This window comes from Amycolatopsis sp. MEPSY49, from assembly GCF_051337345.1.
Lineage (GTDB): Bacteria > Actinomycetota > Actinomycetes > Mycobacteriales > Pseudonocardiaceae > Amycolatopsis.
Genome location: NZ_JBDLYJ010000006.1, coordinates 469648 through 496312, shown reverse-complemented (window position 1 = coordinate 496312; position 26665 = coordinate 469648). Strand labels below are relative to the sequence as shown.

Annotated in this window: 21 protein-coding genes and 3 pseudogenes; 13 read left to right on the top strand and 11 right to left on the bottom strand. The window is 70.7% G+C overall.

Going from position 1 to position 26665, the window contains the following annotated elements; genetic code table 11:
* Positions 1 to 8: 8 nt before the first annotated feature.
* Positions 9 to 1394 carry an AlkA N-terminal domain-containing protein gene (locus tag ABFJ78_RS28470; RefSeq protein WP_436389650.1) on the bottom strand — a complete coding sequence of 462 codons (1386 nt, stop codon included), beginning with the start codon at positions 1392 to 1394 and terminating at the stop codon, positions 9 to 11.
* Positions 1395 to 1624: 230 nt separating this feature from the next.
* On the opposite strand from ABFJ78_RS28470, the gene ABFJ78_RS28465 reads away from it, so the two are divergent.
* The 8 genes and pseudogenes from ABFJ78_RS28465 to ABFJ78_RS28430 all read left to right on the top strand — a co-directional run.
* A complete protein-coding gene (locus ABFJ78_RS28465) occupies positions 1625 to 1921 on the top strand; it encodes a putative quinol monooxygenase (protein ID WP_372670671.1) in 297 nt (98 codons plus the stop codon).
* Between the two features lie 236 nt (positions 1922 to 2157).
* Complete coding sequence (locus tag ABFJ78_RS28460) at positions 2158 to 3375, top strand: MFS transporter (protein WP_436389649.1); 1218 nt, start codon at positions 2158 to 2160, stop codon at positions 3373 to 3375.
* A 200-nt stretch (positions 3376 to 3575) separates the two neighbouring features.
* On the top strand, positions 3576 to 4901 hold the full coding sequence (locus tag ABFJ78_RS28455; RefSeq protein ID WP_436389648.1) for a helix-turn-helix domain-containing protein: 1326 nt from the start codon (positions 3576 to 3578) through the stop codon (positions 4899 to 4901).
* 299 nt (positions 4902 to 5200) lie between these two features.
* Entirely contained in the window at positions 5201 to 5683 is a 483-nt protein-coding gene (locus ABFJ78_RS28450; RefSeq protein ID WP_436389647.1) for a hypothetical protein, read from the top strand.
* A 75-nt stretch (positions 5684 to 5758) separates the two neighbouring features.
* Complete coding sequence (locus tag ABFJ78_RS28445; RefSeq protein ID WP_372670665.1) at positions 5759 to 5905, top strand: hypothetical protein; 147 nt, start codon at positions 5759 to 5761, stop codon at positions 5903 to 5905.
* Positions 5906 to 6014: 109 nt separating this feature from the next.
* The gene (locus ABFJ78_RS28440) at positions 6015 to 6788 is read left to right on the top strand and encodes a dimethylarginine dimethylaminohydrolase family protein (protein ID WP_436389646.1); all 774 of its coding nucleotides are present in this window, start codon (positions 6015 to 6017) and stop codon (positions 6786 to 6788) included.
* Between the two features lie 105 nt (positions 6789 to 6893).
* The gene (locus ABFJ78_RS28435) at positions 6894 to 7049 is read left to right on the top strand and encodes a hypothetical protein (RefSeq protein ID WP_436389645.1); all 156 of its coding nucleotides are present in this window, start codon (positions 6894 to 6896) and stop codon (positions 7047 to 7049) included.
* Between the two features lie 172 nt (positions 7050 to 7221).
* Positions 7222 to 7746 (top strand): annotated as a pseudogene (locus tag ABFJ78_RS28430) (pentapeptide repeat-containing protein); the annotation flags it as partial.
* A 295-nt stretch (positions 7747 to 8041) separates the two neighbouring features.
* On the opposite strand, the gene ABFJ78_RS28425 reads toward ABFJ78_RS28430, so the two are convergent.
* The 7 genes and pseudogenes from ABFJ78_RS28425 to ABFJ78_RS28395 all read right to left on the bottom strand — a co-directional run bounded on the left by ABFJ78_RS28425 (position 8042) and on the right by ABFJ78_RS28395 (position 18814).
* A complete protein-coding gene (locus tag ABFJ78_RS28425; protein WP_436389710.1) occupies positions 8042 to 8368 on the bottom strand; it encodes a DUF6531 domain-containing protein in 327 nt (108 codons plus the stop codon).
* A gap of 325 nt (positions 8369 to 8693) precedes the next feature.
* Positions 8694 to 9062, bottom strand: a complete 369-nt coding sequence (locus ABFJ78_RS28420) for a hypothetical protein (RefSeq protein WP_436389644.1) — start codon at positions 9060 to 9062, stop codon at positions 8694 to 8696.
* A 33-nt stretch (positions 9063 to 9095) separates the two neighbouring features.
* Positions 9096 to 15725: an RHS repeat-associated core domain-containing protein gene (locus tag ABFJ78_RS28415; protein WP_436389643.1), complete on the bottom strand. Its 6630-nt coding sequence runs from the start codon at positions 15723 to 15725 to the stop codon at positions 9096 to 9098.
* Positions 15726 to 16164: 439 nt separating this feature from the next.
* Complete coding sequence (locus ABFJ78_RS28410) at positions 16165 to 16662, bottom strand: hypothetical protein (protein ID WP_436389642.1); 498 nt, start codon at positions 16660 to 16662, stop codon at positions 16165 to 16167.
* On the bottom strand, positions 16619 to 16885 hold the full coding sequence (locus ABFJ78_RS28405) for a hypothetical protein (protein ID WP_436389641.1): 267 nt from the start codon (positions 16883 to 16885) through the stop codon (positions 16619 to 16621). Before ABFJ78_RS28405 ends, ABFJ78_RS28410 begins: the two co-directional genes overlap by 44 nt.
* Positions 16886 to 16916: 31 nt before the next feature.
* Positions 16917 to 17489: pseudogene (locus ABFJ78_RS28400) on the bottom strand (radical SAM protein); the annotation flags it as partial.
* 443 nt (positions 17490 to 17932) lie between these two features.
* Entirely contained in the window at positions 17933 to 18814 is an 882-nt protein-coding gene (locus ABFJ78_RS28395) for a LysR family transcriptional regulator (protein WP_331660141.1), read from the bottom strand.
* A 104-nt stretch (positions 18815 to 18918) separates the two neighbouring features.
* Here ABFJ78_RS28395 and ABFJ78_RS28390 point away from each other — a divergent pair, with 104 nt between their 5' ends.
* Genes ABFJ78_RS28390 through ABFJ78_RS28370 form a run of 5 tightly spaced genes read left to right on the top strand, consistent with a single transcriptional unit; the run spans position 18919 to position 24742 of the window.
* Positions 18919 to 19782, top strand: coding sequence for a dioxygenase (locus ABFJ78_RS28390; protein WP_331660140.1), 864 nt, complete (start codon positions 18919 to 18921; stop codon positions 19780 to 19782).
* 27 nt (positions 19783 to 19809) lie between these two features.
* Positions 19810 to 20796: a quinone oxidoreductase family protein gene (locus ABFJ78_RS28385; protein WP_331660139.1), complete on the top strand. Its 987-nt coding sequence runs from the start codon at positions 19810 to 19812 to the stop codon at positions 20794 to 20796.
* Positions 20793 to 21788 carry an MBL fold metallo-hydrolase gene (locus ABFJ78_RS28380; protein WP_331660138.1) on the top strand — a complete coding sequence of 332 codons (996 nt, stop codon included), beginning with the start codon at positions 20793 to 20795 and terminating at the stop codon, positions 21786 to 21788. Before ABFJ78_RS28385 ends, ABFJ78_RS28380 begins: the two co-directional genes overlap by 4 nt.
* Positions 21789 to 21813: 25 nt before the next feature.
* Positions 21814 to 23133: an amidohydrolase family protein gene (locus ABFJ78_RS28375; protein WP_331660137.1), complete on the top strand. Its 1320-nt coding sequence runs from the start codon at positions 21814 to 21816 to the stop codon at positions 23131 to 23133.
* 4 nt (positions 23134 to 23137) lie between these two features.
* Positions 23138 to 24742, top strand: coding sequence for an amidohydrolase (locus ABFJ78_RS28370; RefSeq protein ID WP_331660136.1), 1605 nt, complete (start codon positions 23138 to 23140; stop codon positions 24740 to 24742).
* A gap of 323 nt (positions 24743 to 25065) precedes the next feature.
* Here the strand turns inward: ABFJ78_RS28370 and ABFJ78_RS28365 are convergent, their stop codons facing one another.
* The 3 genes and pseudogenes from ABFJ78_RS28365 to ABFJ78_RS28355 form a co-directional block, all read right to left on the bottom strand.
* Positions 25066 to 25341, bottom strand: coding sequence for a hypothetical protein (locus ABFJ78_RS28365; RefSeq protein ID WP_331660148.1), 276 nt, complete (start codon positions 25339 to 25341; stop codon positions 25066 to 25068).
* Between the two features lie 30 nt (positions 25342 to 25371).
* A pseudogene (locus ABFJ78_RS28360) lies at positions 25372 to 25947 on the bottom strand (radical SAM protein); the annotation flags it as partial.
* 15 nt (positions 25948 to 25962) lie between these two features.
* Positions 25963 to 26640 (bottom strand): hypothetical protein, encoded by a 678-nt coding sequence (locus ABFJ78_RS28355; protein WP_436389640.1) that lies wholly within the window; start codon positions 26638 to 26640, stop codon positions 25963 to 25965.
* Positions 26641 to 26665: the final 25 nt, after the last annotated feature.

The window sequence follows — 26665 nt, the reverse complement described above, 5'->3', positions numbered from 1 at the left end:
TTGGGTGGTCAAGCGGCCGGCGTCGGTGTGCCGGCGGCGATCAGGTGGGTGGCGGCGAAGGCGCGCCACGGGTGCCAGGCGGCGGCCATGCGGCCGGCGACGGCGAAGACGTCGTACTCGAGCAGCTTCGTCTCGACCGTGCGCTCGGTGGCCGGGAAGGCGTCGGCGTGCCCCAGCCGCAGCGCGATCTCCTGGGCGGTGCTCTGCTCGAAGCCGGGCAACGCCGTCAGCGCGGCGGTGCAGTCGGCCAGGCTCGCCCCCGGGTCGAGCAGGGTCTCGTCCGCGGCCACGGCGGTGGCGAACGCGCGCAGCGTCCGCTCGGTCGCCGCGGGCAACCGGGCCGCGTCCAGGTCTGCCTGGGCGAGGGTTTCGGCCGACGGGAACAGGTGGGTCAGGCCGTGCTCGAGGCCGGGCACCGGCTGCCCCGCCGCTTCGACGAGCGCGGCCAGCTGCCGCCGCACCCGCGTCCGGACGCTGTACTGGCTCAGCACGGCTTCCACGGCGATTTCGAAGAAGCCCCAGGCACCCGGCACGCGCAGGCCGGGCCGTTTGCGCAGGAGCGGCCCGAGTACGGGGTCGTCGGCGAGGGCGGCTTCGGCGGGCGCGGTGTCGGCGTCCACTCCGAACATCCGCCCGACGCGGTCGACGACGTGGATGAGACCTTCCCAGAACGGCATGTGCGCGGTCAGCAGCAGGTGGTCGTCGCCACCGCGCTCGACCTCGATCACCCCGGCTTCGCCGTCGAGGCTGATCGTGCGCCGGTAGACACCGTCGCGCACCGACTCGACGCCCGGGACCGCACGCTCGGCGAGGAACTCGCTGAGCGCCTCCCAGTGCAGCGGCGCCACGAACGGCAGCCGCATCCGCAGGCCGCCGTCCGCGGCGATCCGGTCGGCCTTGCGGCGCCGGCTGCGCAGCTCGACCGGGGACGCACGGAAGACCAGCTTCATGTCCCGGTTGAACTGGCGCAGGCTGCCGAAGCCGGCGGCAAAGGCCACGTCCGCGACGGTCAGGTCGGAGTCGTCGAGCAGCCGGCGCGCGAAGTGCGCGCGGCGCGAGCGGGCGAGCTGGTCCGGCGTCACGCCGAGGTGGTCGTGGAAGAGCCGGCGCAGGTGCCGCGGGGACACCGCCAGCCGGCGGCCGAGCGCGGCTTCGGTGCCGGTGTCCAGCGCGCCGGCGATGATCAGCTGCACCGCGCGGCAGACGAGCTCGGGCGCGTCCGCGCCGACCGGGCCGGCGACGCGGTAGGGACGGCAGCGCAGGCACGCCCGGAACCCGGCGGCCTCCGCTTCGGCGGCCAGTTCGAACGTCCTCACGTTCTCGGCGAGCGGCTTCGCCCCGCACCCGGGCCGGCAGTAGATGCCGGTGGTGACCACGGCCGAAAAAGTCGTCATGTGCCAGGTGTAGGGGATCGGGCCCGGCGGGCGCTAGCCAGATCCGGACATGAGCGGGGTAGGTGCGCACCTCTGGAGAAGACTTCTTGCGGGGGTCCGGGTGGCGGAGCCCCCGGCTCGGGGCGAAGCCCCGGATGAACAGAGACGTGTCCGGATCTGGCCGGACGCGCCCGGCCGCGCTCGGCACAGTGATCGGCGAAGCAACCACCGCACTACCGAGAGGTTTTCCCATGCTGGCGAAGGTGTTCCCCATCCCCCTCAAGCCGGGCAAGCAGGCCGAGGCCGAAGCGCTCGTCCACGAGTTCGCGCCGCTCGGGCCCGGCCAGGAGGACGGCACCCTGTCCTTCCGCGTGTACCGCGACCCCGCCAAGCCGGACTTCCTGCTGTTCGTGGAGCACTTCGCCGACCAGGCCGCCTACGACGCGCACACCGGCTCCGCGGTCTACAAGGAACTGATCGCCGGCAAGTTCGCCGACCTCATCACCGAGTTCGTGGAAATCGACCACGAACTGATCGTCGGGCTCTGAATTCGGCGTTCACCGGCCGGATGCAGTAAGCACTGCGTCCGGCCGGGCGCGGGTAATGCGAATTCCGCGACAACGGCGTCACGCTCCGGTATTCCGCGTAGCCCACGTCACCCCGGAATTGATTTTCCGGCGGAAACAACTCTGCCGGTCAACCGGCCAGGCCGCTGCAATGAGGAAGCCGGCACCCCGGATCGCGGGTGCGGCACCCCCTTCGCAAGCCACCTGGAGGCTCGGCCGTGACCACCACCGAAAAACCCGCCGGCGTGCTGGCCGTCCTGCGCCGGACGCCCACGCCCGTCCGCTACCTGCTCGGTGGCGTGCTCGTCAACCAGCTCGGCGCGTTCGTCCAGACGTTCATGGTGCTGTACCTGGTCTTCCGCGGCTTCTCCGCGGGACAGGCCGGCGTCGCCATCGCCGCGTACAGCGTCGGTTCGGTCCTCGGCGGGCTCGCCGGCGGCGAACTGGTCCACCGCATCGGCCCGCGCGCGACGATCGCCGCCGCGATGGCGGGTTCGGCCGCGATCCTTTCCGTCATCCCGGTGTTCGGGCGGCCCGGCTTCCACGTCCCGCTGATGGCCGCGCTGCTGCTCGCGGGCCTCGCGACGCAGAGCTACCGGCCCGCCGCCGCCGTCCTGCTCAGCGAGCTGATGCCCGGCGACGACCGCGTGATGGGCTTCTCGATGATGCGGATCGCCCTCAACCTCGGCGCGGCGCTCAGCCCGCTCATCGCGGCCGGGCTCATCCTCCTCGACTGGAACCTCCTGCTGTGGTTCGACGCGGCCACCGCGCTGCTCTACGCGGTCGTCGCGCTGCGGCTGCTGCCCGACCACCGCGTCGAGCGCGAACCGGCGTCCCCGAAGGAGGGCGGAACGCGCACGGCGTACGGGATCCTGCTGCGGGACGGGCGGTTCTGGTTCTTCCTGGCCTCGGTGCTGATCGGGTCGGTCATCTACGTCCAGTACACCGTTTCGCTGCCGCTGAAGATCACCGCCGAGGGGCACTCCGCCGGGCTCTACAGCGTCGTGCTCGTGACCGCGTCGGCCGTGCTGATCCTGTGCGAGCTGAAGATCACCTCGTACGTCACGCGCTGGCCGGGCCACGTCGCCGCCACGGCGGGGACGGTCCTGATGGGGCTGGGGGTCGCCGGGTTCGGGCTCAGCGGCGGGTCGGCGGTCGCGCTCGTCGTCTGCACGGTCGTGTTCGTCTTCGGGATCATGGTCAACGGGCCGACGATGTTCGCCTACCCCTCGACCTTCCCGGCCGCCGTCAAGGCGCGCTACATCAGCGCCCACCAGGCGACTTTCGGCCTCGGCATGGCGCTCGGCCCGCTGTTCGGCGTCGCCGCGTGGGTCGCGCTGGGCAACGGCGTCTGGTGGCTGTGCGGCGCGCTCGGCCTGGTCGCGGCGCTGTGCGCGCTGCTCGGCATGACGGCGCGGCGCCCCGCGACCGCCTGAGACCGGCCCCGACGGCCGTCCGCTGCACGCGGGCGGCCGTCGAGTGTTGCCCCAATTCACCGGAACGACGTAAAAAAGCACCGGGAAATGATCGACCAAGTGTCACGGAAATACCCGAACGGGCTAGCGAGGCCGCCAAAGAGCGGAAGAGACACCCGCCGAGAAGAGCGACTCTGAGTGAACAAGGGGAAGGGATTCACATGGGCAGACCAGAAAAACCCGTCAACACGTCCGGTGGCATCGCCACCCAGTTCGCCCGGGAATTGCGGGAACTGCGCGCGCGGGCCGGGAACCCGACCTACCGGGAAATGGCCAGGTCGGCGATGTTCTCGTCGTCGGTGCTCTCCAGCGCGGCGAGCGGCAACCGGATGCCGTCGCTGCAGGTGACGCTGGCGTTCGTGGCCGCGTGCGGCGGCGACGACGAGGCGTGGCGCCGGCACTGGCACGCCGCGACGAGCGGCTATACGCAGCCCCCGTTCGGGGGCCGCAAGAGAAGACCGACGCTGTTCCAGCGCCGCGGCACGCCGCCGCACCCGGCGCAGCTACCGCCGAGACCCCGGGGGTTCGTCGGGCGGGCGGCCGAGCTGGCCTGGCTGCGCTCCCCGCGCGACACCCCGATGGTGATCAGCGGGCCGGCCGGCGTCGGCAAGACCGACCTGGCCCTGCACCACGCGCACGCGATCGCGGCGGAGGAGAACGACGGGCACCTCTACGCCGACCTCGGCGGCCTGCGCCACGGCGGCGGCGCTCCCCCGGTGCCGGCGACCGCCGACGTCCTCGACGGGTTCCTGCGCGCGCTCGGCGTCGACGACGACCAGCTGGCCGGCACGGTCGACCACCGCGCCGGGCTGTACCGGACGCTGCTGGCCGAACGCCGGCTCGTGGTCGTGCTGGACAACGTCCAGGACGAGCAGCAGGTGCGCCCGCTGCTGGCCGAGACGACCACGAGCACGACCCTGCTGGTGAGCCGCAAACGGCTGCTGGGCCTGCGGGACGTCCAGCGGCTGCAGCTGGCGCCGTTGCCGCGCGGCGACTCGATCGCGATGATCACCGCGGCGCTGCCGCACGTCGCCGTCTCCGCCGGGCCCGACTGCGACCGCCTCGCCGAGCTGTGCGGCGACCTGCCGCTCGCGCTCGACCTGGCGCTGCGCAAGATCGCGTCGCGGCCGCGGCTGACGCTGCGGCGGGTCGTCGAGGAATGGCGGCTCAACGGCAACACCGCGGACTGGCTCAGCGTCGGGGACCTGTCCCTGCGGGATTCCCTGGAGTCCGCGTACCGCACGCTCAGCCCGCCGGCGCGGGAACTGCTGGAGCGGCTGGCGCGGACTTCGCCGGGCGCACCGGACCCGTGGCCGCCGGCGCTGGACGAGCTGGCCGAGGAGATCGCCGACGCCGGCCTGCTCACGCACGCGGACCCGTACCTCGACGGGCGCGGGGTGCCGCCACCGGTACGGGATTTCGTGCTGGGCGCCGTCGAACGCGGCGGACACGACTTCTCCGCCCTCGCCGGGCCCGTGTCCGCCTAGCCCCGGGACGGCCCGGCAACGGCGCCGCCGTCCCTGTCTTCTCCGGGAAGTCCCGGGATTGATTGTCCTTTGCGGACAACGCTCCCAGCCAAGTCCGCGATGGCCTGTAATCAGCACAGCACGGGTTTCCCGCTGACGCAGGCAGGTCGGACGCACCGGTCGTTCCGGCGGAACCCGTTCTCCCACGGATTTCCCCGGAAGGACAGGTCATGCTCGACAACGGCATCCCGGTACGGATCCCGCCCGCCCCGCGTCCGCCGGGGCCCGGTGTTCACCGACGCTACGCGGCCTATTGCGCCATGTCTGCTTCGATCATGCTGCTCGCCGCGGCGATCTGGCTGTCGACGCGGGTGCAGCCGAACACCGCGTGGCACGACATCGCGCTGTTCGCGCACCTCGCGTCACTCGTGGTCGGTTTCGGCGCGGTCCTGGTGGCGGACTGGTTCTTCGCCCTGTGGGCACTCGGCCGGGTTTCGTTCGCCGAAGCCGTCCGCAGCGCGTCGCGCCTGCACCTGCTGGTCTGGGGCGGGGTGACGGGGCTGGTCGCGAGCGGCGCGCTGCTCTCGCCCGACCTCGGGTCCGCGGCCACGGTCGTGAAGCTCTGCCTCGTCGGCGTGCTGGCCGTCAACGGCGTGCACGCGACGGTGCTGGGCGGGCGGATGGCGCTGGTCGACGCCCCGGTCCCGCCGCGCCTGCTCGTCCAGGGCGGCCTCACCACGGCGGTCTCGCAGCTGTGCTGGTGGGGCGCGGTCGTCATCGGCTTCCTGAACGCGACGCGGTGAACGTGTCCGGATCCGGCCAGACCGGGGACACCGCCGACCGGCACGCTGGGTTTTCCCCCGAGAAAGGAAAAAAGGATGATCGCCAAACTGGTCCGCGCGGTGAGCGCGGCGATGCGGCCGGCGCCGTCGGCCACGACGGTGGCGCAGCGCATCGACGCGGCCCGCTCGCAGCCGGGTTACCTCATGACGATCGAGCTGTTCCGCCTGCGCGGCCTGGGCTGACCCGGCTCGCTCGCTTCGCCGGCCGGGCGCCGCCCGGGCTGGGCCACTCCCCAGCCCGCCCGCCCGCCTCGACGAATCGAGTGAACCCTTGACGCACCAACGGCTTCTGATGTGTTCCGCGCGGTACTTCCGCGTCGACTACGAGATCAACCCGTACATGCACGTCGCGGTCCAGCCCGACGTGGACGCCGCCCTCACCGAGCACGAGAACATCGTGGAGGCGCACCTGGCCGCCGGCCGCAAGGTCGAGTTCGTCGACGCGGACCCGGCGTGTCCCGACATGACCTACACCGCCAACGCGGCGGTGGTCCAGGGCGACCGCGCGGTGCTGGCCACGCTCCCGGCCGAGCGGGCCGCGGAAACCCCGCACCACCGCGCCTGGCTGGAATCCCACGGGTTCGAGGTGGCCTCGACGCGGTACGCGTTCAGCGGCCAGGGTGACGCGCTGGCGTGCGGCTCGCTGCTGCTGGCCGCGTACGGGCAGCGCACGGACACCCGGGCGTTGCGCACGCTGGCGCGTCACCTGGACTACGACGTCGTCCCGCTCCGCACGACGAGTTCTCGGTGGTACGACCTGGATCTGGCGGTGGCGGTGATCAGTTCCGGTGTCCTGGCCTACAACCCGGAGGCGCTGGACGCACCGAGCCTGCGCACTGTGCGCGGACTGGGCGTGGAGCTGATCGAGGTGGCCCCGGCCGAGGCGGCGGCGTTCGCGCTGAACCTGATCAGCGACGGCCGCACGGTGACGATGACGTCGGGGGCCCCGCGGCTCGCGGCCGACCTGCGGTCGATGGGCTTGACGGTGACGGAGCTGGACACGACGGAGCTGCGCAAGGGCGGCGGCGGGATCCGCTGCACGGCGCTGACGCTGGACAACCCCTGACGGCCGGGTGCCCGGCGGGCTCGCCGGGCACCGCGGTTCGCCGCCGCCGTCCCGCTGACCTGCGCCGCGGCGGGAAACGGCCGGTCATGCCCTACGGTGATCACCGTGGACAACGGCATGGCGAGGGACCACGAGCCGGGTGAGGTCGCCTACCGGGTCCTGTCGATCCGGATGATCTGGTTCGCCTCCGCCGTGATCGTGGTGCTCGGCGTCGCGGTCGCGGTGTGGTTGCTGGCGGCCTTCGGCCACGGCGACGCGTAGGAGCGCAACCAGCTGGAGGCGATCAAGACGGCCGGCACCGTCGTGGTCGGGGACGGGCGGGGCGGCGGCACTGCTGCTCGCCGCGCGCCGGCAGCGGAGCGCCGAAATCGGCCTCAAGCAGAAGGACCTGGACCAGGCGGCGGTGGCGCGCACGCACGCGCTGCAGGAGCGGATGGCCGAGGACGCCCGGCTGGACGCGGCGGAACGGCGGCTCACCGAGCTCTACAGCACCGCCGTGGACCAGCTCGGTTCGGAGCGGCTGGCGGTGCAGCTCGGCGGCCTCTACGCCCTGGAGCGGCTCGGCCAGAGCAGCCCCGGCCAACGGCAGACGATCGTCAACGTGTTCTGCGCGTACCTGCGGATGTTCACCGACGCGGCCGCCGACGTCGTCGAAAACCCGCTCGGGCAGCAAGGCCGCGTCCGGCAGGCGGTCGGCGAGGTGCTGGCGGCGCACCTGCGTCCCGACGCGCCGGACCACCGCTTCTGGCCGGACGTCGACCTCGACCTCGCCGGCGCGAGCCTGCTCGGCTTCGACCTGAGTGGCTGCCGGGTCCGGTCGGCGGCCTTCGGGGCGGCGACCTTCGTGGGCCCGGCCCGCTTCGGCGGCACGACGTTCACCGGCGCGGCCGGCTTCGCTTCGGCGACGTTCACGGCGGACGCGGACTTCACCGGGACGACATTCGGCGGCCACGCGAATTTCGCGGCAGCGAGCTTCCGCGGCGACGCGGTGTTCGAATCGGCGAGCTTCGCCCACGGCCCGGAGTTCGCCGACGCGGTGTTCCTGACCCGTTCCCGCTTCGATTCGGCGGTGTTCACCTCGGGCTCGGTCTCGTTCGAGGACCTGCCGGACGAGCTGACGAGGCAGTTGACCGCGCTGCCGGCGCACGTTCCCTACGCCGCGGTGCCGTCGGCCGAGGCTCTCCCGATCGGGTTGCGCCTCGACGGAACCGCGGCCGTCTGGGATCCGCGGGCCGACCCGCACTTCGTGGCGTTCATGGGCCCGGAATCGGGCAAGACGACGCTGCTGCGCAGCATCCTCCGCGGCATCGTCGAGCGGCACACCCCGGCGGAGGCGGTGATCCTGCTGGTGTGGTGTAGGTGCCCGCCGACGCGGGGAAGGCGACCTGCGAGCCGTCTTCCTGCCGGATCGTCACCCCGCCGTCGGCGGCCGTCGGCGCGCTCAGGTTGTACGAATGGGTCCAGCCCCAGCCGAACGGCCCGTCGGCGGCCGGCGTCTTGTTGGGGCCGTTCGGATCGGCGATGCCCTCGGCGTAGCTGCGGGTGAAGTCCAGCGCCTTGCCGCGGCCCGGTGTGCTCAGGTCGGTGAAGGTGTCGCCGAAGTAGCCGGTCGAGGTGTCGACCGGCTCGCCCGCGGTCCGCCGCGCGCAGCCGCAGGCGATGAACGCCGGGTTCGAGCCCTTGGGCGCGTCCTGGATGCCCGGCGGGCCGCCGATCGGCTGGCCCGGGGTGCCGCTGCGCAGGTCAGTATCGCAAGGTCTGCGCCCTCACCACGCTCCGTACGCGCGGGCCTCGGTACACCCTCGCCCCTCACCGATGGGGGCACGTTGCGCCGGCCGGAGCACCTGGATGTTCGGCGACCATGTCGCGGTGGAGAGTGCCGGACATGCACTCCGGTGGCTGAATTCAGACGAGTTTCATCGTCGAGACATCAGGCAACCGATCGGGTGGTTCGTCGGTCACCCACGCGTATTCGATGGCTGACAGGTAACCACCACCGACCCAGACAAGCACCTCACCCAGGTACTTCCCGGCGCGGTCGCGGACTTCCGACCCGGACGGTATCTCGCCGTCCGGCACCCGCGCCGGGGCGACGGTCGCGGGCACGGCAAGGTCGACGCTCGGCTGCCCCGGCACCCACACCGCCACGACCCGGCATTGGGGTATTTGCGCACGAAGAAGGTCAACGCCGTCGAAATCCGACGACAACATGAATTCGAGAACTTCGCGTTCCGCACGCGTCAGATCCCGGGGAGTGATGGGTACCGGTGCCATGATACGAAGATCATAGCACCGGCACCGGTCGATTCACGGAATGAATGCAGTGCCGATTTTGAACACCCCGTTGATCATGGCGCCGCGAATGGTGACCGTGAATCCGTTGATGACCCGGATCAGCGGATTCGTCTTCCCGTAGATCCCGTCGGCCGCACCCTGGACGCTGTCGATGATCTGGTCCATCGTCGCGCCCTCGCTGCCGCATGACTGGATCAGCGCGCCGAGTTTGTGTTTCGGCACGAACACGTGGTCCATCTGGGACTGCTGGCGCCCGTAGTCCTTGGACGCCTGCCGGTTCGCGTCCGCCGCGCTGCGGGAGGATCCGTTGCCACTGCCGGAATTGCCGGAGGACGTACCGCCGTGGCTGACGGAATACATCAGCCCGCCGTACGCGCCCGCTGCGGCGCCCCACGAAGCCGCCGTGCCGATGCTGATCCCGCCGGCCGCCACCGCGCCGCCGCCGGCGATCGCCAGTTCGCCGAGGCCGCACGGTTCGGCGATCAGGCAGGCCGCCGTGCCGACGATGGCCGCGCCGGCGAGCGCGCCCTGCCCGATGTTCTTCCAAGTGTCGCTCGACCAGGAGAACGGGTTCCACCAGTCGCGGCCGGACAGGTCGACCGCGTTCACCGGGTTGCCACCCGCGTAGGCGTACGGCGTTCCCGTGACGTCGACGTCCGGGTCCACGGTCAGGAACTCGGCGGTCGCCGGGTCGTAGTACCGCGCGCGCAGGAACACCAGGCCGGACTCGGCGTCGGTGTACTGCCCCGTGTACCGCAACGGTGTCGAGACCGTGCCGGTCGCACTCACTCCGCCGTACGGCGAATACGTGTACGCCGCGACTCGCGCGCCGGACGCGTCCAGCAGGGCGGTGGTCGAGCCGATCTGGTCGTGGACGAACCAGTAGGTGCCGGCCGCCGACGTCTGCTCCACCGGCAGGCCGCCCGGCCCGTACAGGTAGTCGTTCGTGCCGTCCGTGAGCAGGTTGCTCAGCGCGGCGTCGTCGTAGACGAACGACGTCGTCACGCCGCCGACCGTCTTCGCGACCCGGGTGCCGGCCCCGTCGTACCGGTAGGAGGAGGTCGTGCCCGGCTTGGTGAACGACGTCAGCCGGCTGTTCTGGTCGTAGCCGTAGCCGGCGCCGGTCCCGGACTGGGCGGTCCGCTCGCCGAGCGGGTCGAAGGTGAACGTCTGGGCACCGGCCGGCGCGGTGGCGCACGCCGGCGCGGGACCGGCGGCCGTCGAGGTCCAGCACAGCTGCCCGGCCGCGTCGAACGCCTGCGTGGTCGCACCGACCTGGACCGGGTTGTCCGCCTTGTCGTAGGCGAAGGCCGCCGTCGAGCCGCCCGCGGTCGCGGCCAGCTGCTCGCGGTCGGTGTAGGAGTACGTGGTCGCCGCCGCGCTGTTGTCCTGGCGGGAGCCGACCTGGCCCGCGTTGTCGCGGCCGAGGGTGAGCGAGCCCGCGCCCGGCCCGGAAACCGTGGCCGAAGTCAGCGTGTCGGTCGTGTCGTACCCGTTGGTCACGACGTCACCGTTGGGGAACGTCGTTTTCGCCAGGACCCCGTCGGCGCTGTAGTCGAACGCCGTCTTGTTGCCGCTGGTGTCCGTCACCGAAGCAAGGCGGTTGTCCGCGTCGAAGGCCCGCGCCACCGGCGTCGTCCTGCCGGGGTAGATGATGGCGGTCAGGTTCCCGCCGTCGTCGAAACCGTAGGAGACCGGGACGCCGGTCCCCGTGGTCTTCTTGACCAGCTCACCGAAGACGTCGTAGGTGTAGTTCGTCGTCCCGGTCGCATCGGTCATGCCGATCTTGCGGCCGGCCTGGTCGTACCGGAACGAGACGGCCGCGGTCGCGGGGTCGGCGTACGTCACGGACACGAGCTCGCCCGCGGCGTCGTAGGTCATGGTCGTGGCGCGGCCGGCGGCGTCGGTCGAGCTCGTCACGCGGCCCGCCGGATCGGACGTCGTCCGCACGACGTGGGAGTCCGGGTCGGTCCGGGACGCCTTGCGTCCCTGGCCGTCGTAGCCGTAGGTCGTCTTGGCGCCGAGCCCGTCGACCGCGTCGGCGACCGTGCCGTCCGGGTTGTAGTCGGTCTTGGTGTCGGTGCCGTCCGCGGCCGTGGCCTGGACGGCCTGGCCGACGGGGTCGTAGGTGACGGTGCCGGTCTTGCCGTTCCCGTCGGTCGTGCTCACGACGTGACCGTCGAGGTCGTAGGCGTTGGAAACCGAGTGTCCCAGCGCGTCGGTCGTCTTGGTGACCTGACCCCATGCGTCGCGGGTGTACGTCGTGACGTGGCCGGACGGCGTCGTGGACGTCAGCAGCCACCCACGCGCGGTGTCGAAGGAGCTCTCGGACCGGGCGCCGGTCGCGTCGGTGACGGAGGTCTTGTCCCCGAACGCGTCGTACGCCGTGGTCGTCGTCTTGCCCAGCGCGTCGACGACCCGGGTCGGGTCCGCCGGGTGGGCGCTGTCGTCGTAGTAGTAGTTCGTCGTCCGGACCGGCTCCGGGCCGAAGTTCCCGGTGGTGGACTCGACGACGTTGTTCGCCCGGGTGACGGTCGTGGACGTGTGGTCGAGGACCCCCGCGGCCCCGGCGGGGATGTGGCCGGCCTGGTCGAACTGCTCGACCTGGGCGACCCCGTCCGGGCCGATCGTCTCGACGAGGTTGCCGTGGTCGTCGTACTGGAAGTTCGTCGTGTTGCCCAGCGCGTCGGACTGGGAGGTCCGGTTGCCGTGATCGTCGTAGGTGTAGGTGGTCAGGTGACCGTCCGGGTCGGTCGCGGTCGAGACGCCGAGGGTCACCGGATCGTAGGTGTAGGACCAGGTGCCGGCATCCGGGGTGCCGAAGCCCTTGATCTCCTTGGTCAGCAGCCCGTTGGCGTAGGTGAACTGGGTCTGGTGGCCCGCCGGGTCGGTGACCAGCGTCGTGCCGTCGCCGCCGTAAGCGAAGGTCGTGGCGTGGCCGTTCGCATCCGTCTGCTTCGTGACGCGCTCGGCGTCGTCGTAGACCATCGAGGTGGCCGCGGAGGCCGGGCCGCCGTAGTTCGCGGGGCTGCGCATGGAGGTCATCAGGTGGTGCGCGTCGTACCCGTATTGGCTGTGCGCGCCGCCCGCGTCGACGACGTCGGTGAGGTTGTCGCCGGCGTCGTAGGAGTAGGTGACGACCCGGCCCGCCGAGTCCGCCAGCTTCGTGATGTGCGCGCCCGTCCAGGTGAACGTGTACACGCGCTGCGCCGGATCGGTGACGGTCGCCAGGTGCCCGGCGGCGTCGTAGGCGAGAGTCGTCGAGTACGGCGGCGAAGCCTTGCTCCCGGCCAGGTCCTGTTCGGACAGCAGGTGACCGGTCGCAACGTCGTAGGTGAAGGTGGCCTGCCCCTGGCGCGTGTAGATGTAGGTGCTGCCGGACTTGACGAGCGTGGCGTCGAAGCGGGGCGCGCTCGGTGTGTAGCTGCCGCCGGAGTTCACGAAGGTGACCGAGGAAGCGTCTTCCTGTCTGACGGTTACGTTCCCGTTCGCCGGATCGGTGGTGGCGGTCTGGTTGTAGGTGAACGTCCAGCCCCAGCCGAGCGGGCCGTCGGCGGCGAGGGCCTTGTTCGGCCCCTGCGGGTCGGCGATCGCCTCGGCGTAGGAACGCGTCATGGTGAGCTGCGCGCCGCGGCCCGGGGTGGTCAGGTCGGTGAAGTCCTGGCCGAAGTAGCCGGTCGTGGTGTCGACCGGGTCGCCGGCGGTCCGGCGGGCGCACCCGCACTGGATGTAGGCGGGATTGGAGCCCTTGGGCGCGTCGATCACGCCGGGCGGGCCGCCGATCGGCTGGCCGGGCGTGCCGCCCATGGGGACGAACGCGACGGCGTCGTAGGCGACGTCGAAGTCCGAATAGCCGAAGCCGCCGTTGTCCTGGGAGCTGCCATTGTTGTTCAGGGTGACGTTGCCGCCGTTTTCCATGGCGAACGTGCCGATGGTGACCCACTGCTCGGAGTTCCACGCCTGGTTGACGCGGATCTTCCACGGCGGGACACCGCCGCCCGGGTTGATGTCGTAGACGACGTTGGTCGCCTCGGCGCCGAGGCCGGGCAGGTGCAGCTTCACCTTGTAGTACTGCAAGGACGGCAAGTTCGGCGTCCAGACACCGGTGTTGATCAGGGCCGGGTTCGAGCCGTCTTCGGTGTGGGTGAACAGCACCCGGCCGCCGAGGCCGGTGCCGAGCTGGTGGGTGTCGATCGCGCCGATCGGGTCGCCCGCGGAGTTCGTGCCGTAGGTGTAGGTGAACGTGCCGTTGCTCGACCAGTTCGCGCCGCCGCAGCCCTGCAGGTTCAGCCGGTTCGGCTCGTCGTCGACGATGATCGACCCACTCGGCACCTTCGACGTGTCCTGACTGCACGTCGGCGGATTCTGCGTCGGGTTCGCCGGCTCACTCCCGCCGGACACGGCGTAGGGGCTCGTCGCGCACGTCGTGGCGCAACTGGGGATCCACGTCACCGGGTTGTGCCACCAGCACTGGAAGTCGTCGAGCATGCAGTGGCTGGCGCCCGGGTTGGAAGTGTTGGTGTTGTTCGGATCGCACTGGTTCGCGGACAGGGAGCACATCGTGGTGAACGGTGCGGGCTGCACCCAGTGCTGCCCGCCGTTGTACGTCGGCTTCGCATAAGCCGGGCTGCCGTAGCGGATCAGGGGACTCGCCGTCCAGCCGAGCACGCGCTCCTGATACGGCCAGCTCGCGGGGTGTGCGGCGTCGGCGTAGGTGTCCTGCAGGTACGGGTCGCGGTTGGGCGGGTAGTCGAGGTTGGCCGGGTTGTTGGTCCAGCCCAGGCCCCAGGTGCCGTGCGGGCCGGTGCAGGACGGGCCGGGTGTGCAGCCGGTGGTGTTGCCGTTGGCCGCGTTCGGCTGGATGCCGGAGTTGTACGCCCAGGCCGCGAAGTACCAGTTCTCCAGGTAGCGCGGGTCGGCGTTGTTCGCGGTGATCCCGGCGCTGTAGAGCTGGTTCCAGGTGGTCTCGAGGATCTGCAGGCCGGCGGCGATGTTCTCCTGGTAGTCGACCGCGACCTTCCACTGCCCGTGCTCGGACAGCGAGTGGTCGCCGATGTGCATGCCGTCGGTGACCTGGCTGATGCCGTAGCCGCAGTCGGAAGCGGCGTAGTTGATGGAGACGATGTCGCCGCCGGCGCCGTAGTAGCTGGCGATCAGCGGGTCGCCGGCGGTGCCGGCGGGGGCGTGCCACGAGGCCTGTGACCAGTTCGACTCCTGGGCCATGATGCCCTCGAAGATCGACCGCGGCACGGTGTTCGTGCCGCCGGCGGGGTGCGACAGCGGGATCAGCGGGAAGTCGCTGTTGGGCGCGTAGGCGACGAGGCCCATGTTGCCGAAGCCGGCCGGGCGCGTGTAGGCGCTGCCGGTGAGCAGGCCCTGCTCGGCCAGCTGCACCGCCCAGTTGACCTGCGCCGGGTTCGGCTGCATCACCTGGCGGTTGGCGTTCAACGGCGGCACCGCGCACTTCGGCGTCTGCGCCTGGGTGGTGTTCGTCGTCTGCGGGGCCGCGTCCGCCTTCGGGCTCAGCCGGTTCTGGTGCGGGGGCTGGGCGGTCTTCGGGGCGACGGAGTAGGTGGGCACGGCGGTGTTCGCGGCCCGGGTCGCGGCCGGGACGGCGGGGGCGAGCACCTTGCCGGTGTTCGTCGCCAGCAGCGCGGGTTCGGACTTGCGGCCGTCGGCGTCCGGGCCGAGCAGCGCGTCACCGTCCAAAGAAGACGCTTCGGCGCCGTGCGCGAGGCCGCCGTCGCCGACGCTGCGCACCCCGGCGGCGGCGAGCGCGCCGGGCGCCGCGGGGGTCGCGCCGGCCAGCACGGCGTGCCCGGCACGGCCCTGGAACAGCTGCACGCGGGTCAGGTCACCGGAGCCGAGCGGGGTGACGACGCCGGCGTGCGCGTGCGCGGCGGTCGCGGTGCGGGTGCCGGGCTTGGTGTGAAGGAACGTGACGCCGCCGTCGGCGGCCGCGCGGACGTCGTACACGTCACCGGGCAACGTGGCCAGGACAGTCTCGGCCGGGACGGAAACCAGCCGGTTGCCCGCGACGCCGACGACGCCGGCGGCGGTCGGCACGGCGGAGGTGAGCTGGCCCGCCGCGGTGACGTCCGCGTCGATCTTGCCGGTGGCGAGGTTCGCGGTGACCAGCCGGGTCCGTCCGTCGAGGGCGACGGTGAAGACGGCGGTGTCCCCGGTACCGCAGCCGGGCGAGTAGTACTTGAGGCCGACCCCGCCGGCGAGCGCGCGGACAGTACCGCTGCCGAGGTCGACGGAGTAGGCGAAGGCACCGTGGTCGCGCGCGGCCTGGGTGTTCACGGCCGTCGCGGGCAGGATCGCCACGGCGGCGTACTTCCCGTCGCCGGAGAGGCACTGGTAGCCGGTCCACGGGCCGTCGAACCCGGCCGGCTGCAGCAGCGCGACCTCCTGCCAGGCGAACCCGCCGGATTCCCGGCCCAGTTCGAGGTGGTAGCCCTGCGCGTCCCCGTAACCGTCGACGGCGAGATCGGCGGACTTCGCCGCACCGGGCCCGAAATCCGCGGGTTTGGGCGCCGCGGGTCTCGGTGTCGGCGGTTTCGGCGCGGCGCCGGCGACGGAAGTGATCCCGCCGGCGAGCGACAGAACGGCGACGAGCAGAACGAAAAGTCTCCACACCCGACGGGCACCACGGGACGAAAAGGACACGGTCCGGACCTCCCCCAAGATGGCCCGACCCGGGCCGCGCTCCGCGCAACCACCCGGAAACCCCGAGGCCGCAAGCGAAATCTAGCGCGGCGGCGGAAAAGGTCCATCAACCGTTGGAGTGATCTTGGTTCAAGGGAAGAGAAGGTCCCGACGTGGATCGATTACCTTTTCTTTGCCTTCGGCAGGCCTTTTCTCCGCCGGCTCCTCAAAACGACTGAAACCGTCATTTGAGGTTTCTTTCGTCCTTCGATACAGACTGTGGCCCTCACCTTGATCGCACGGCCCCGCGGCGGCGCACGCGGACACCAGAACTGACATCCGCTACCCCGCCCGAGCCAACCTCGGTGTCACGATCTGTGACACCAACGGGGTCGGCGCCGGCCAGGCGATCTCCGGGTTCGTCAGCCGGTCAGCGGTCGTATCCACGGATCTTCTCTCGGCGCGGCCGGGAAAACAGTGCCACCACTCCCGGATTCGCGGGGAGAGACCACCGACCGCCGGGCCAACCGACTGCCGCCGGACGCCGGCCGAGCAGCGTCCGCGCGAAGACCAGCTCGGCATTCCCGTCGGCCAGTGCACGAGCGAACGACTCGAACTCCGCCAGGTCATTCGCCGAAGCGGCGTCCACTTCGAACGGATCGAGATCATCGAGGAACAGCTCCGCGACAGTCCCGGTGGACCGCAGTTCCACCCGAGGCCCGCGCGACGTCACCGGCTCCAGCTTCGCGACCGTCTGCTCACCACTGCCGTCGACGGTCAGCGACACCACCCCGCTCTCCAGCAACCGGTGGTACGCGGACCTGAGGGTAGCCAGGAAGCGATCGTCCGGGTGGTTCATCGTCGGCGGCAGCGAGCCGAAACGCTCAGCGGTCGAGCCACGGAGCGAGCAGCTTCTCCAGATCGGCATCCGACAGCGCCCGCGGGCCGCCGTGGAACTCGTGCCACCGCGCCGCGTCACACGCCGCCGTGTACTCCACCTCGTACGCGCGCATCAGTACGTACATGAACGTCACCGAGCTGAACCGGTCGCCCAGCAACGTCCGCGCCTCGCGGGCGACGTCCGTGGCGCCGGTGAAGTCCGAGAGCTTCAACGATTCCGCAGCCGGGTCGAGCAGGCTGGGGGCATACATCACGACAATTTCTCCATCACTGAAACAGAAATCAGCCTTCGGCGGCCAGCTGGCCACAGGCCGCGGCGATCTCCTGGCCGCGGGTGTCCCGCACCGTGCACGCTACTCCGCCCGCGTTGACCAGCCGCACGAACTCCCGCTCCACCGGCTTCGGCGACGCGTCCCACTTCGAACCCGGCGTCGGGTTCAACGGGATCACGTTCACGTGCACCAGCTGGCCCAGGTGCTGGCGCAGCCGCTTGGCCAGCAGCTCCGCCCGCCACGGCTGGTCGTTGATGTCCCGGATCAACGCGTACTCAATGGACACCCGCCGACCCGACGTGTCCGCGTAGTACCGCGCCGCCGACAAGACCTCGTCGACCGACCACCGGTTGTTCACCGGCACCAGGGTGTCCCGCAGCTCGTCGTCCGGCGTGTGCAGTGACACCGCCAGCCGCACCTGCATCTTCTCGTCCGCCAGCTTGCGAATCGCCGGCGCCAGACCCACCGTCGACACCGTCACCGACCGCTGCCCGATCCCCAGACCACCCGGAGCCGGGTCCGTGATCCGACGCACCGCGGCCACGACCCGCTTGTAGTTCGCGAGCGGCTCACCCATGCCTACCCTCTTACAACAGCGCTACCAGCACCGATGACCCATCAGTCTCAGACGGCGACGCGCTGTGCGGATCGTCGCCTCCGACGCACCGCACAGCGCGTCGCCCTGTCCGGCCTCGTCGGAAGCCGAAAGGCCGATTCCGGTGCAAGCGATCGTGCGGCCCTACGGCGGCAGCACACCTGACCTGACGTGACGGGCAACCCGCCCACGAATACGCACTCTCAGCCGACGAGCGTGCGTTCAACTCGTGAACAGATGTCGAGCCGCCCAGTGATCCACCGGACCAGGGTTTCGACGTGGCCGGGCATCGAAGCCGTCCCACCATGTACTTGAACACCGTGGTGAGCCTGAGGTAGCAGGTCGACGGTCGAGGTGATCGTGGCGTTGGTCGGCCTCCTGCTGAACCGGCCGCTCGCCCGGCTGGCGTCCGACGGCTGAGTACCGGCTCCTCAGCGCCGGCCTTCCTCGATGAGCGTTTCGGCCAGCGCCGTTGCGGCCGCGGATGGCGGGAACCGCGCCGACGCGGCGAGGGCCAGAGTCCAGGTGATCACCGGCGTGACCGCGACGGTGCAGAGGTCGGGATAGCGACCGGCCGGGGTGGCGGGGAGGAGGGTGACGCCGAGCCGGTTGCGGACGAGCCCGGCCGCGGTGTCGTAGTCGGACACCTCGTACGGCGTGGCCGGGGTGATCCCCGCGGCGGCAAAGGCGTCGTCGGCCTGCCGGCGAATGCCCCAGCCCGCGGCGAAGCGGATGACAGTCTCGGTGGCGAGGTCCGGCACGCCCACCCGGTCGCGGGCGCCGAGCCGGTGATCGGGACGGCACAGCAGGACCAGCGGCTCCTGGGCGATCGTGCGGAGGGTGACGTTCGGCGGTGGTGCGGGTGCGGCCACCAAGGCGAGGTCGAGGGTTCCTTCGGCGATGGCGTGGAGATGCCCGGTGGTGCCGGCGACGCTTTGCCGCAACCGAACCGAGACCAGCGGGTAGCGGGTGTGGAAGCGACCGAGCGCGGCAGGCAGGTCGAGAGGACCCGAGGACATGAGGGTGCCCAGGTCGACGCGGCCGGAGAGCTGCTCCCGATAGGGCGCCACCACGTTCTTCGCGCGCCGGGCCGCGGTGAGCGTGGCGCGTGCTTCGGTCAGGAACGCGGCACCGGCCGGGGTGAGCGCGACCGGGTACACGGCTCGGTCGAGGAGCTGGATGTCGAGTTCGCGTTCGAGCTTGGCGACCGCGGTCGAGACGGCCGACTGGACGACGTGGGCTCGCTCGGCGCCGCGGGAGAAGCTGCGTTCCTCGGCGACCGCGACGAAGTACTCGAGCTGGCGCAGGTCCATGCCCCACTATCTCATAGTGAGATGCTGATTATCCAAACTCTTCGTTGGACGAGATGGGCTGCCTGCGTGATGCTCGTGATGAGCCGAACGAAGGGAGTCGAACGATGTCGATCGACCTGACCGAGGAAACGATCACCGAGGCGGTGCGGAAGACCTTCGACGGCGCCGCGGAACCGCGGGTCCGCGAGGTCTTCGTGAGCCTGGTGCAGCACCTGCACGACTTCGCCCGCGAAGTCCGCCTCACGAGCGAGGAATGGTTCGCCGCGGTGGACTTCCTGGAGCGTGTCGGCCGGATTTCCAGCCCGACGCGCCAGGAGTTCGTGCTGCTGTCGGACATCCTCGGCTTGAGCGTGCTGGTCGACCAGATCGACCACGGTGCGGGCTCGGCCACCGACTCGACCCTGCTCGGGCCGTTCTTCGTGGAGGGCCGCCCGCGCGTCGCCGACGGTGCCGACATCTCCGGCGACGTCAGCGGTATGCCGTTGTTCTTCACCGGCCGGGTCGTGGACACCGACGGCCGGCCGATCGACGGTGTCGACGTCGACACCTGGCACAGCGACAGCGAAGGCTTCTACGACGTGCAGCAGGCCGACAAGCTGCACGGCGAACCAGCGATGCGCGCCCTGCTGCGCACCGGCTCCGACGGCCGCTTCTCCTTCCGCTCGATCGTCCCGCGGTACTACCCGGTGCCCACCGACGGCCCGTGCGGGGAGATCCTCCGCGCGGCTGGGCGCTCTCCGATGCGGCCGGAGCACATCCACTTCTGGTTCCACGCACCCGGCCACGAGCCGCTGGTGACCATGCTCTTCCGCGCCGGGGACCCGTACCTGGAAAGCGACGCGGTGTTCGGCGCCAAGCGTTCCCTGGTCGCCGACTTCGTGCAGCACGACGCCGGGGAGACCGCGCCGGACGGCACCGTCATGACCGAGCCGTTCCAGACGGTCGAGTGGATCTTCGTCCTCGCCTGAACGCCCCCATTCCGAAAGGACATCTTCGTGCGCGCGCTTCGCTTCGACCGGTTCGGCGGTCCCGACGTCCTGCAGGTGACCGAGGTGCCACAGCCGGTCGCCGGTGACGGCGCCGCGGTGGTCGCCGTACGCGCCGCCTCGGTCAACCCCTCCGACCTGAAGAACGTTGCCGGCGTGATGGAGGGCACCGTGCTGCCGCGGGTGCCCGGCCGCGACTTCGCCGGCGTCGTCGTCGACGGCCCGGCCGAGTGGCGCGGCACCGAAGTGTGGGGAACCGGTGGCGACGTGGGGTTCACCTTGGACGGCTCGCACGCGGAGTACCTCCAGGTCCCGGTGACCGCCCTCGCCCGTAAACCCACGCGGTTGAACTTCGAGGAGGCTTCGGCCGTCGGGGTCAACTTCGTGATCGCCTGGCTCGGCGCCGTCGAAATCGCCCAGTTGGACCGCGGCGAAACCGTCGTCGTCTTCGGCGTCTCCGGCGGCGTGGGCGGCGCCGTCGCCCAGATCGCCCGCGCCCGCGGCGCCCGGGTGCTCGGGGTCGACCGGGTCGCGCCGGCCGGCGGAACCCCGGCGGCGGAGATCGTCGACGAGTTCGTCCCGTTCACCGGAGACACCGTCGAAACCGCCGACGCACTGCGCAAGCACACCGGCGGCCACGGTGCCGAAGTCGTCTACGACGCGGTCGGTGGCGTCACGACGCCGGCCGCGTTCGCCGCGCTCGCCCAGCGCGGCCGGTGGGTGGTGATCAGCGCCGTCGGCACGCCGGTGGTGGAGCTCAACCTGCCGGACTTCTACCACCGCGAGGCCCGGTTGCTGGGGGCTGACAGCCGCAAGCTCGACGTCACCGAATCCGCCGAGCGGCTGACCCTGCTCACCCCGTACTTCGAGCGCGGCGAGTTCCGGCCCCTGCCGGTCGCGCACCGGTTCGCCCTCGAGGAGGGTCGCGACGCCTACGCCGCGGTGGCGGCCCAGGTGCCCGGCCGCGTCGTCCTCACCCCCGACCCCCGCTCGTGACCGACCAGAAAGGCGAGACCATGACGCGCTGCGCCGGTGTCCGCATCACCGTCCTCGACGAAAACTTCATCGACATCCTGCTCCCGTCCACCCCCCGCCTGCGCCGGTACAACATGGACCAGCACTTCAGCTCGCGCTACGGCGAACTGCTCGCCGAGAACGGGCTGTGCTTCCTCGTCGAGACGTTCACCCCGACGACGTCGACGAAGGTTCTCTTCGACGCCGGCTTGACGGCCCCGGTGGTGCTGCACAACGCGCGGCGTCTCGGCGTGGACTTGTCCGAAGTGGACGCTGTGGTGCTCAGCCACGGCCACCCCGACCACTTCGGCGGGATCAACGGTGTCCTCGAGGCCATCGGCCACCCCACCCCGGTGGTGGTACACCCCGACGCCTTCGACCCGCGGATGATCGTCAAGCCGCACGTCACGCTGCCGATGATCAACATCGGCCTGACCCGGGACGGGGTGCGGCAGGCCGGCGGGCACTTGATCGAGGCGCGTGACCCGGTACCGCTCGGACCTGGGCTGATGACCTCCGGTGAAATGAAGACCAGCACGGAATTCGAGTTCGAAGCACCCACGGGACGGCTGTGCGTGCACGCCGGCGGGCACGTCGAAGCCGACGACATCAACGACCACCAGGTGCTCGGGATCGACGTCGAAGGCCACGGGCTGATCGTCATCGACCCGTGCGGGCACCGCGGGGTGATCAGCTCGATCGAGCACATGCGCTCGCTCACCGGCACCGAAACCCTGCACGGGGTCCTCGGCGGCTTCCACACCGGGCACCCCGGGATCAGCGCCAACCGCATCGACAACACCGCTAAAGCGCTCGCCGCCTTCGAACCCCGGCTGGTCGCCCCCATGCACTGCAGCGGCTTCCCCCTCAAGAAGGCCGTCGCGGACCTGATCCCGGACGCCTTCGAGATCCTCACCGCGGGCACCGTGCTCACCGTCGGCGACGTCCCGCCCGACACGCGCACCTGGCGCTGAGAACGCCCATCACCGGAGGTCAACGATGACACGTACGCTCATCCGAGGTGGCGCGATCTACAGCGTCGACCCCCGCATCGGTGAACTGCCGCAAGGGGACGTCCTGGTCGAAGGGGACACAATCGCGGCAGTGGGCGAGCACCTGCCCGCCGACGGGGCCCGAATCATCGACGCGACCGGCATGATCGTGCTGCCCGGGCTGGTCGACACCCACCGCCACCTCTGGCAGGCCGCACTGCGGCAGATCGCGGCCGACTGGACCCTCGGCCAATACGTCGACCGCATGCTGTCCACCCTCGGGCCCCGCTTCTCCCCCGCCGACGTCTACGCCGCCGAGCTGCTCGGCGCACTCGAAGCCGTGGACGCCGGCATCACCACCGTCATGGACTGGGCCCACATCATGCGCAGCCCCGAACACGCCGACGAAGCGGTCCGCGGACTGGCGGACTCCGGGGTGCGAGCCGTGTTCGGCTACGGCAGTCCCGGCGGCCCACCCGCCGAGTGGTACGCCCGCGACGTCACCCGGCTCGCCGAACGCTGCTCCGGCACCGGGCTGATCGGTTTCGCGCTGGCCAGCATGGGCCCGGAGTTCGGGCCGATCGAGGACACCGTCGCCGACCTACGCCTGGCCCGCGAACTCGGCGTCCGCGTCTCCCTGCACGTCGGCGTCGGCCTCCTCGGCCGGCAACGGTCGATCACCGAGCTGCACCGGCGGAACCTGCTCGGTCCCGACCTGATCTACGTCCACTGCAACACCTGCACCGACGCCGAACTCCGGCTGATCGCCGACACCGGCGGGCACGCCTCGATCTCACCACGGGTGGAGATGCAGATGGGGCACGGCTACCCGGCGACCGGCCGGCTCCGCGCGGCCGGGGTGGACCCCAGCCTCAGCGTCGACGTCGTGTCCGGAGTGGGCGGCAGCCTCTTCGCCGAGATGCGCGGAACCCTCGAAGCCGAACGCGGCTGGCAGAACCACCTCGCCCTCGCCCGCGGGGAAGCGCTGCCGGAACTGACGATCACCACCCGCGACGTCGTCCGGATGGCCACGATCGAGGGCGCCCGCACGCTCGGCCTCGACGACCGGATCGGGTCGCTCACCCCCGGCAAGCAAGCCGACATCGTCCTGCTCGACACCAACCGGCCGAACCTGACGCCGGTGAACCACCTGCCGGCGGCCATCACGTTGGCGGACAACGAGAACGTTCACACCGTGCTGATCGCCGGTCGCGTGGTCAAAGAAGGCGGGCGGTTGCGGCGACACGACTTGGCGGCGGTGCGGGAGCGGGCCAGAGCCTCCCGGGATCGCCTGCTGGCATCGTCGCCCGCTCGGGCGGGAGTGTGAAGGGGTGAACGCCGACCGCATCTTCGTCAACGGCCTGGTCTGGCCGGGGCGCACCCGCCCGCCGGGTCCCGAGCCGACCGCGCTCCTGGTCCGGAACGGCCGGATCGGCGCCTGCGGCACCGACGCGGAGATCCGGGCCCTCGCCGGACCCGGCGCGGTGCTGACCGACCTCGGTGGCCGCCGGGTGATCCCCGGCCTCATCGACGGCCACATGCACGCCGTGCGGGCCGGCTCGACCTGGACCGGCGAACTGCGGTGGAACGGCGTCCCCGACCTGCCCGCCGCGCTCGCCGGGATCCGCGCCGCCGCCGGCCGGACACCCCCGGGCACTTGGCTGCGCGTCGTCGGCGGCTGGCACCCGTCCCAGTTCACGGAAGGACGCGAACCCACCCGGGCCGAACTGGACGCCGCCGCCCCGGATCACCCGGTCTACGTGCAGGCCCTGTACGAGGTCGCGGTGCTCAACTCGGCGGCCATGCACGCGGCCGGGATCGACGCAACGGCCACGGACCCACTGGGCGGGCAGATCGACCGGGACCCGGCGACCGGCGAGCCGACGGGACGGATCTTCGGCATGGGCGCGTTCAACCGGATCCTGGCCGCCGTGCCGCCGACGACGCCGGAGGAGGAACGCCGATCGACCGCGGCGATGTTCGCCGACCTGCACGCCCTGGGACTCACCGGGATCGTCGACGCGGGCGGATTCGGCATGTCGCCGCAGCGGTACGAACCCCTGTTCGCGTTGTGGCGCGACGGCATCCTTTCCATGCGGATGCGGCTGTTCCTCTCGGCGACCGACCCCGGGCAGGAGTACGCCCAGCTGGCCACGTGGATACGGCACACCCCGCCCCGATTCGGTGACCCCATGCTGCAGTTCCTCGGCATCGGCGAGGTGGTGCACTTCGGCTGCCACGACTTCGAAGGGCTCGAGGACTTCACCATCACCGACGACGCCGCGAAAGATCTGTACGACATCTGCCGCCACGCGGCCGAACGCGGCTGGCCGGTGAACATCCACGCCGTCCTCGACGAATCGATCGATCGGATCCTCACCTGCTGGGAAGCGATCGACGAGCACATCCCGCTCCGGGACCTGCGGTTCACGCTGTCGCACGCGGACCGGATCAGCGTTCGCAACCTACGGCGGCTGAAAGGGCTGGGCGCCGGCGTCGTGCTCGACGATCATCACGTGTTCAAGGCCGCGCACGCCGAACGGGTCTGGGGCTCCGGGGCGACGGCCGGCGTCCCGCCGATCGCCGACCTCTTCGCCGCCGGGATCCCGACGGCGGCGGGCACCGACGCCACCCGCGCGTGTTCACACGATCCGTGGCTAGCGCTGTGGTGGCTGGTCACCGGCAATTCCGCGGACGGCGTGCCGCGCCGCGCCGGCCGCCACCGGATGACGCGGGAGCAGGCATTGGAGTGCTACACGACCGGCAGTGCCTGGTTGAGCTTCGAGGAGACCACCCGCGGCCGGCTCGCGCCTGGTGCTTGGGCGGACTTCGCCGTGCTGAGCGAGGACTACTTCACCGTTCCGGTGGATCGCCTGCCGTCGATCCGCTCGGAACTCACCGTGGTGGGCGGCGAGACTGTCCATCGGCCAGGGTGAACCTCAGTCGCCATCATCCAGCTCTACCTGGCGAGGACCATGCACGCGACATGGGACTGGGTGCTGCCGCGACTTGCGCTACTGCCACGGCGGAATTCGGGGTCGCCGCTGACCTCGCCGGCCATGTGTCGCCCGCTTGGATACCGCGTACGCCGGTCAAAGCACGTTCGCGCAAGCGGCGACGGCTCACCCCGGTGACCGCTCCGACCGCGGCACCTGACCGAGCCCGGTTGTCGTCCGGGACGCAGTTGGTCTCGCCGACATCGGGCCGATGACGTCGCCGGGCAGACGACTGACCTGCACCCTGACGATGGTCGAAGTGGTCAGCGACCAACCCACGGAGCGAGCAGCTTCTCCAGATCGGCATCCGACAGCGCCCCCGGCCCACCGTGGAACTCATGCCAGCGCGCTGCGTCGCACGCCGCCGTGTACTCCACCTCGAACGCCCGCATCAGCACATACATGAACGTCACCGAGCTGAACCGCTCACCCAACAGAGTCCGGGCCTCACGCGCCACCTCGGTCGCACCGCGGCCCACCACGTCCGCGAGCCTCAGCTCCTCCGCAGCCGGATCCAACAGGCTGGGGGCATACATCACGACAAACACTCCATCATCGAAACCAACAACTCAACCTTCAGCAGCCAGCTGGCCACAGGCCGCGGCGATGTCCTGACCCCGGGTGTCCCGGACCGTGCACGCGACACCACCGGCGTTCACCAAGCGCACGAACTCCCGCTCAACCGGCTTCGGCGACGCGTCCCACTTACTGCCCGGAGTCGGGTTCAGCGGAATGACGTTGACGTGGACAAGCTGGCCTAGGTGCTGGCGCAGGCGCTTCGCGAGAAGCTGTGCTCGCCAGGGCTGGTCGTTGATGTCTCGAATCAGCGCGTACTCGATCGAGACGCGCCGTCCGGAGGTGTCGGCGTAGTACCGCGCGGCCGAGAGGACCTCGTCGATCGACCACCGGTTGTTCACGGGCACCAGTGTGTCCCGCAGCTCGTCGTCCGGCGTGTGCAGCGACACCGCCAGACGGACCTGCATCTTCTCGTCCGCCAGCTTCCGGATCGCCGGAGCCAGACCCACCGTCGACACCGTCACCGACCGCTGACCGATACCCAGACCACCCGGCGCGGGGTCTGTGATCCGGCGAACAGCCTTCACAACTCGGGCAAAGTTCGCTAAAGGTTCACCCATGCCAACCCATTTACAACGCTTCTGTCAGGGAGACGCTGCGCGCGCTGCCCGGAAGCACGACGCGGCGCCGGCGCACTGGCCCACCTCTCGCCGATCTTCGAGGTACACCTCAACCGGGCGCGGAACCCGTCGGACGTCGACTGGGCGGCCTACGACTTCGTGGGCCTGATCCAGCTGAGCATGGACACGGTCGCGCTCTCGTCTGGATTGGACGGGAACCCGGGGGCGCCCTGGGAAATGGTGCCGGACGAAATGACCCGCGGTGCCGCACGGATGGCACCGCACCGGTCGGTCGCCGAGCACGAACGGGTCGCCCGGTTCATGCTCGGCCACCTCGTCCGGCACGACGAACCTTCCCCCTCCCCCGGACGGCCGACCTCGCGCGCACGTTCCCGAGCGGTGTCGGCGATCCGGGGACTGGTCGCGGAGCATCCGGTCGAGATAGGCCGCACGCGAAGAGACCGAGCCCTTGATGACTCGCCGGAGTTCCGCCGTCCCCGCCGCCTGCGCGGGATCGGTCACGTCGTCGAACATCCGCCGCAGCGACGTGCACAATGGCTCGTCCAGCGGCCGCGCCTTGAGAGCCTTCGACGAACTGGTCGCCGAGGCGCTCGTGCTTGCCGGGATTGACGTCTTCTTCCTGCCGAAGCAGCGGAAGAAGCTGCGCTTGGACATGCCGGCCGCGGCGGCGATCTCGTCCACCGTCGTCTGCTGTCTGCCTGCCCCC

Coding starts and splice junctions, on each gene's coding strand:
- ABFJ78_RS28470 (WP_436389650.1), bottom strand. CDS start 1,394: ATGACGACTTTTTCGGCCGTGGTCACCACCGGCATCTACTGCCGGCCC.
- ABFJ78_RS28465 (WP_372670671.1), top strand. CDS start 1,625: ATGCTGGCGAAGGTGTTCCCCATCCCCCTCAAGCCGGGCAAGCAGGCC.
- ABFJ78_RS28455 (WP_436389648.1), top strand. CDS start 3,576: ATGGGCAGACCAGAAAAACCCGTCAACACGTCCGGTGGCATCGCCACC.
- ABFJ78_RS28450 (WP_436389647.1), top strand. CDS start 5,201: ATGTCTGCTTCGATCATGCTGCTCGCCGCGGCGATCTGGCTGTCGACG.
- ABFJ78_RS28445 (WP_372670665.1), top strand. CDS start 5,759: ATGATCGCCAAACTGGTCCGCGCGGTGAGCGCGGCGATGCGGCCGGCG.
- ABFJ78_RS28440 (WP_436389646.1), top strand. CDS start 6,015: ATGTGTTCCGCGCGGTACTTCCGCGTCGACTACGAGATCAACCCGTAC.
- ABFJ78_RS28420 (WP_436389644.1), bottom strand. CDS start 9,062: ATGGCACCGGTACCCATCACTCCCCGGGATCTGACGCGTGCGGAACGC.
- ABFJ78_RS28410 (WP_436389642.1), bottom strand. CDS start 16,662: ATGCCGATCTGGAGAAGCTGCTCGCTCCGTGGCTCGACCGCTGAGCGT.
- ABFJ78_RS28405 (WP_436389641.1), bottom strand. CDS start 16,885: ATGTATGCCCCCAGCCTGCTCGACCCGGCTGCGGAATCGTTGAAGCTC.
- ABFJ78_RS28395 (WP_331660141.1), bottom strand. CDS start 18,814: ATGGACCTGCGCCAGCTCGAGTACTTCGTCGCGGTCGCCGAGGAACGC.
- ABFJ78_RS28390 (WP_331660140.1), top strand. CDS start 18,919: ATGTCGATCGACCTGACCGAGGAAACGATCACCGAGGCGGTGCGGAAG.
- ABFJ78_RS28375 (WP_331660137.1), top strand. CDS start 21,814: ATGACACGTACGCTCATCCGAGGTGGCGCGATCTACAGCGTCGACCCC.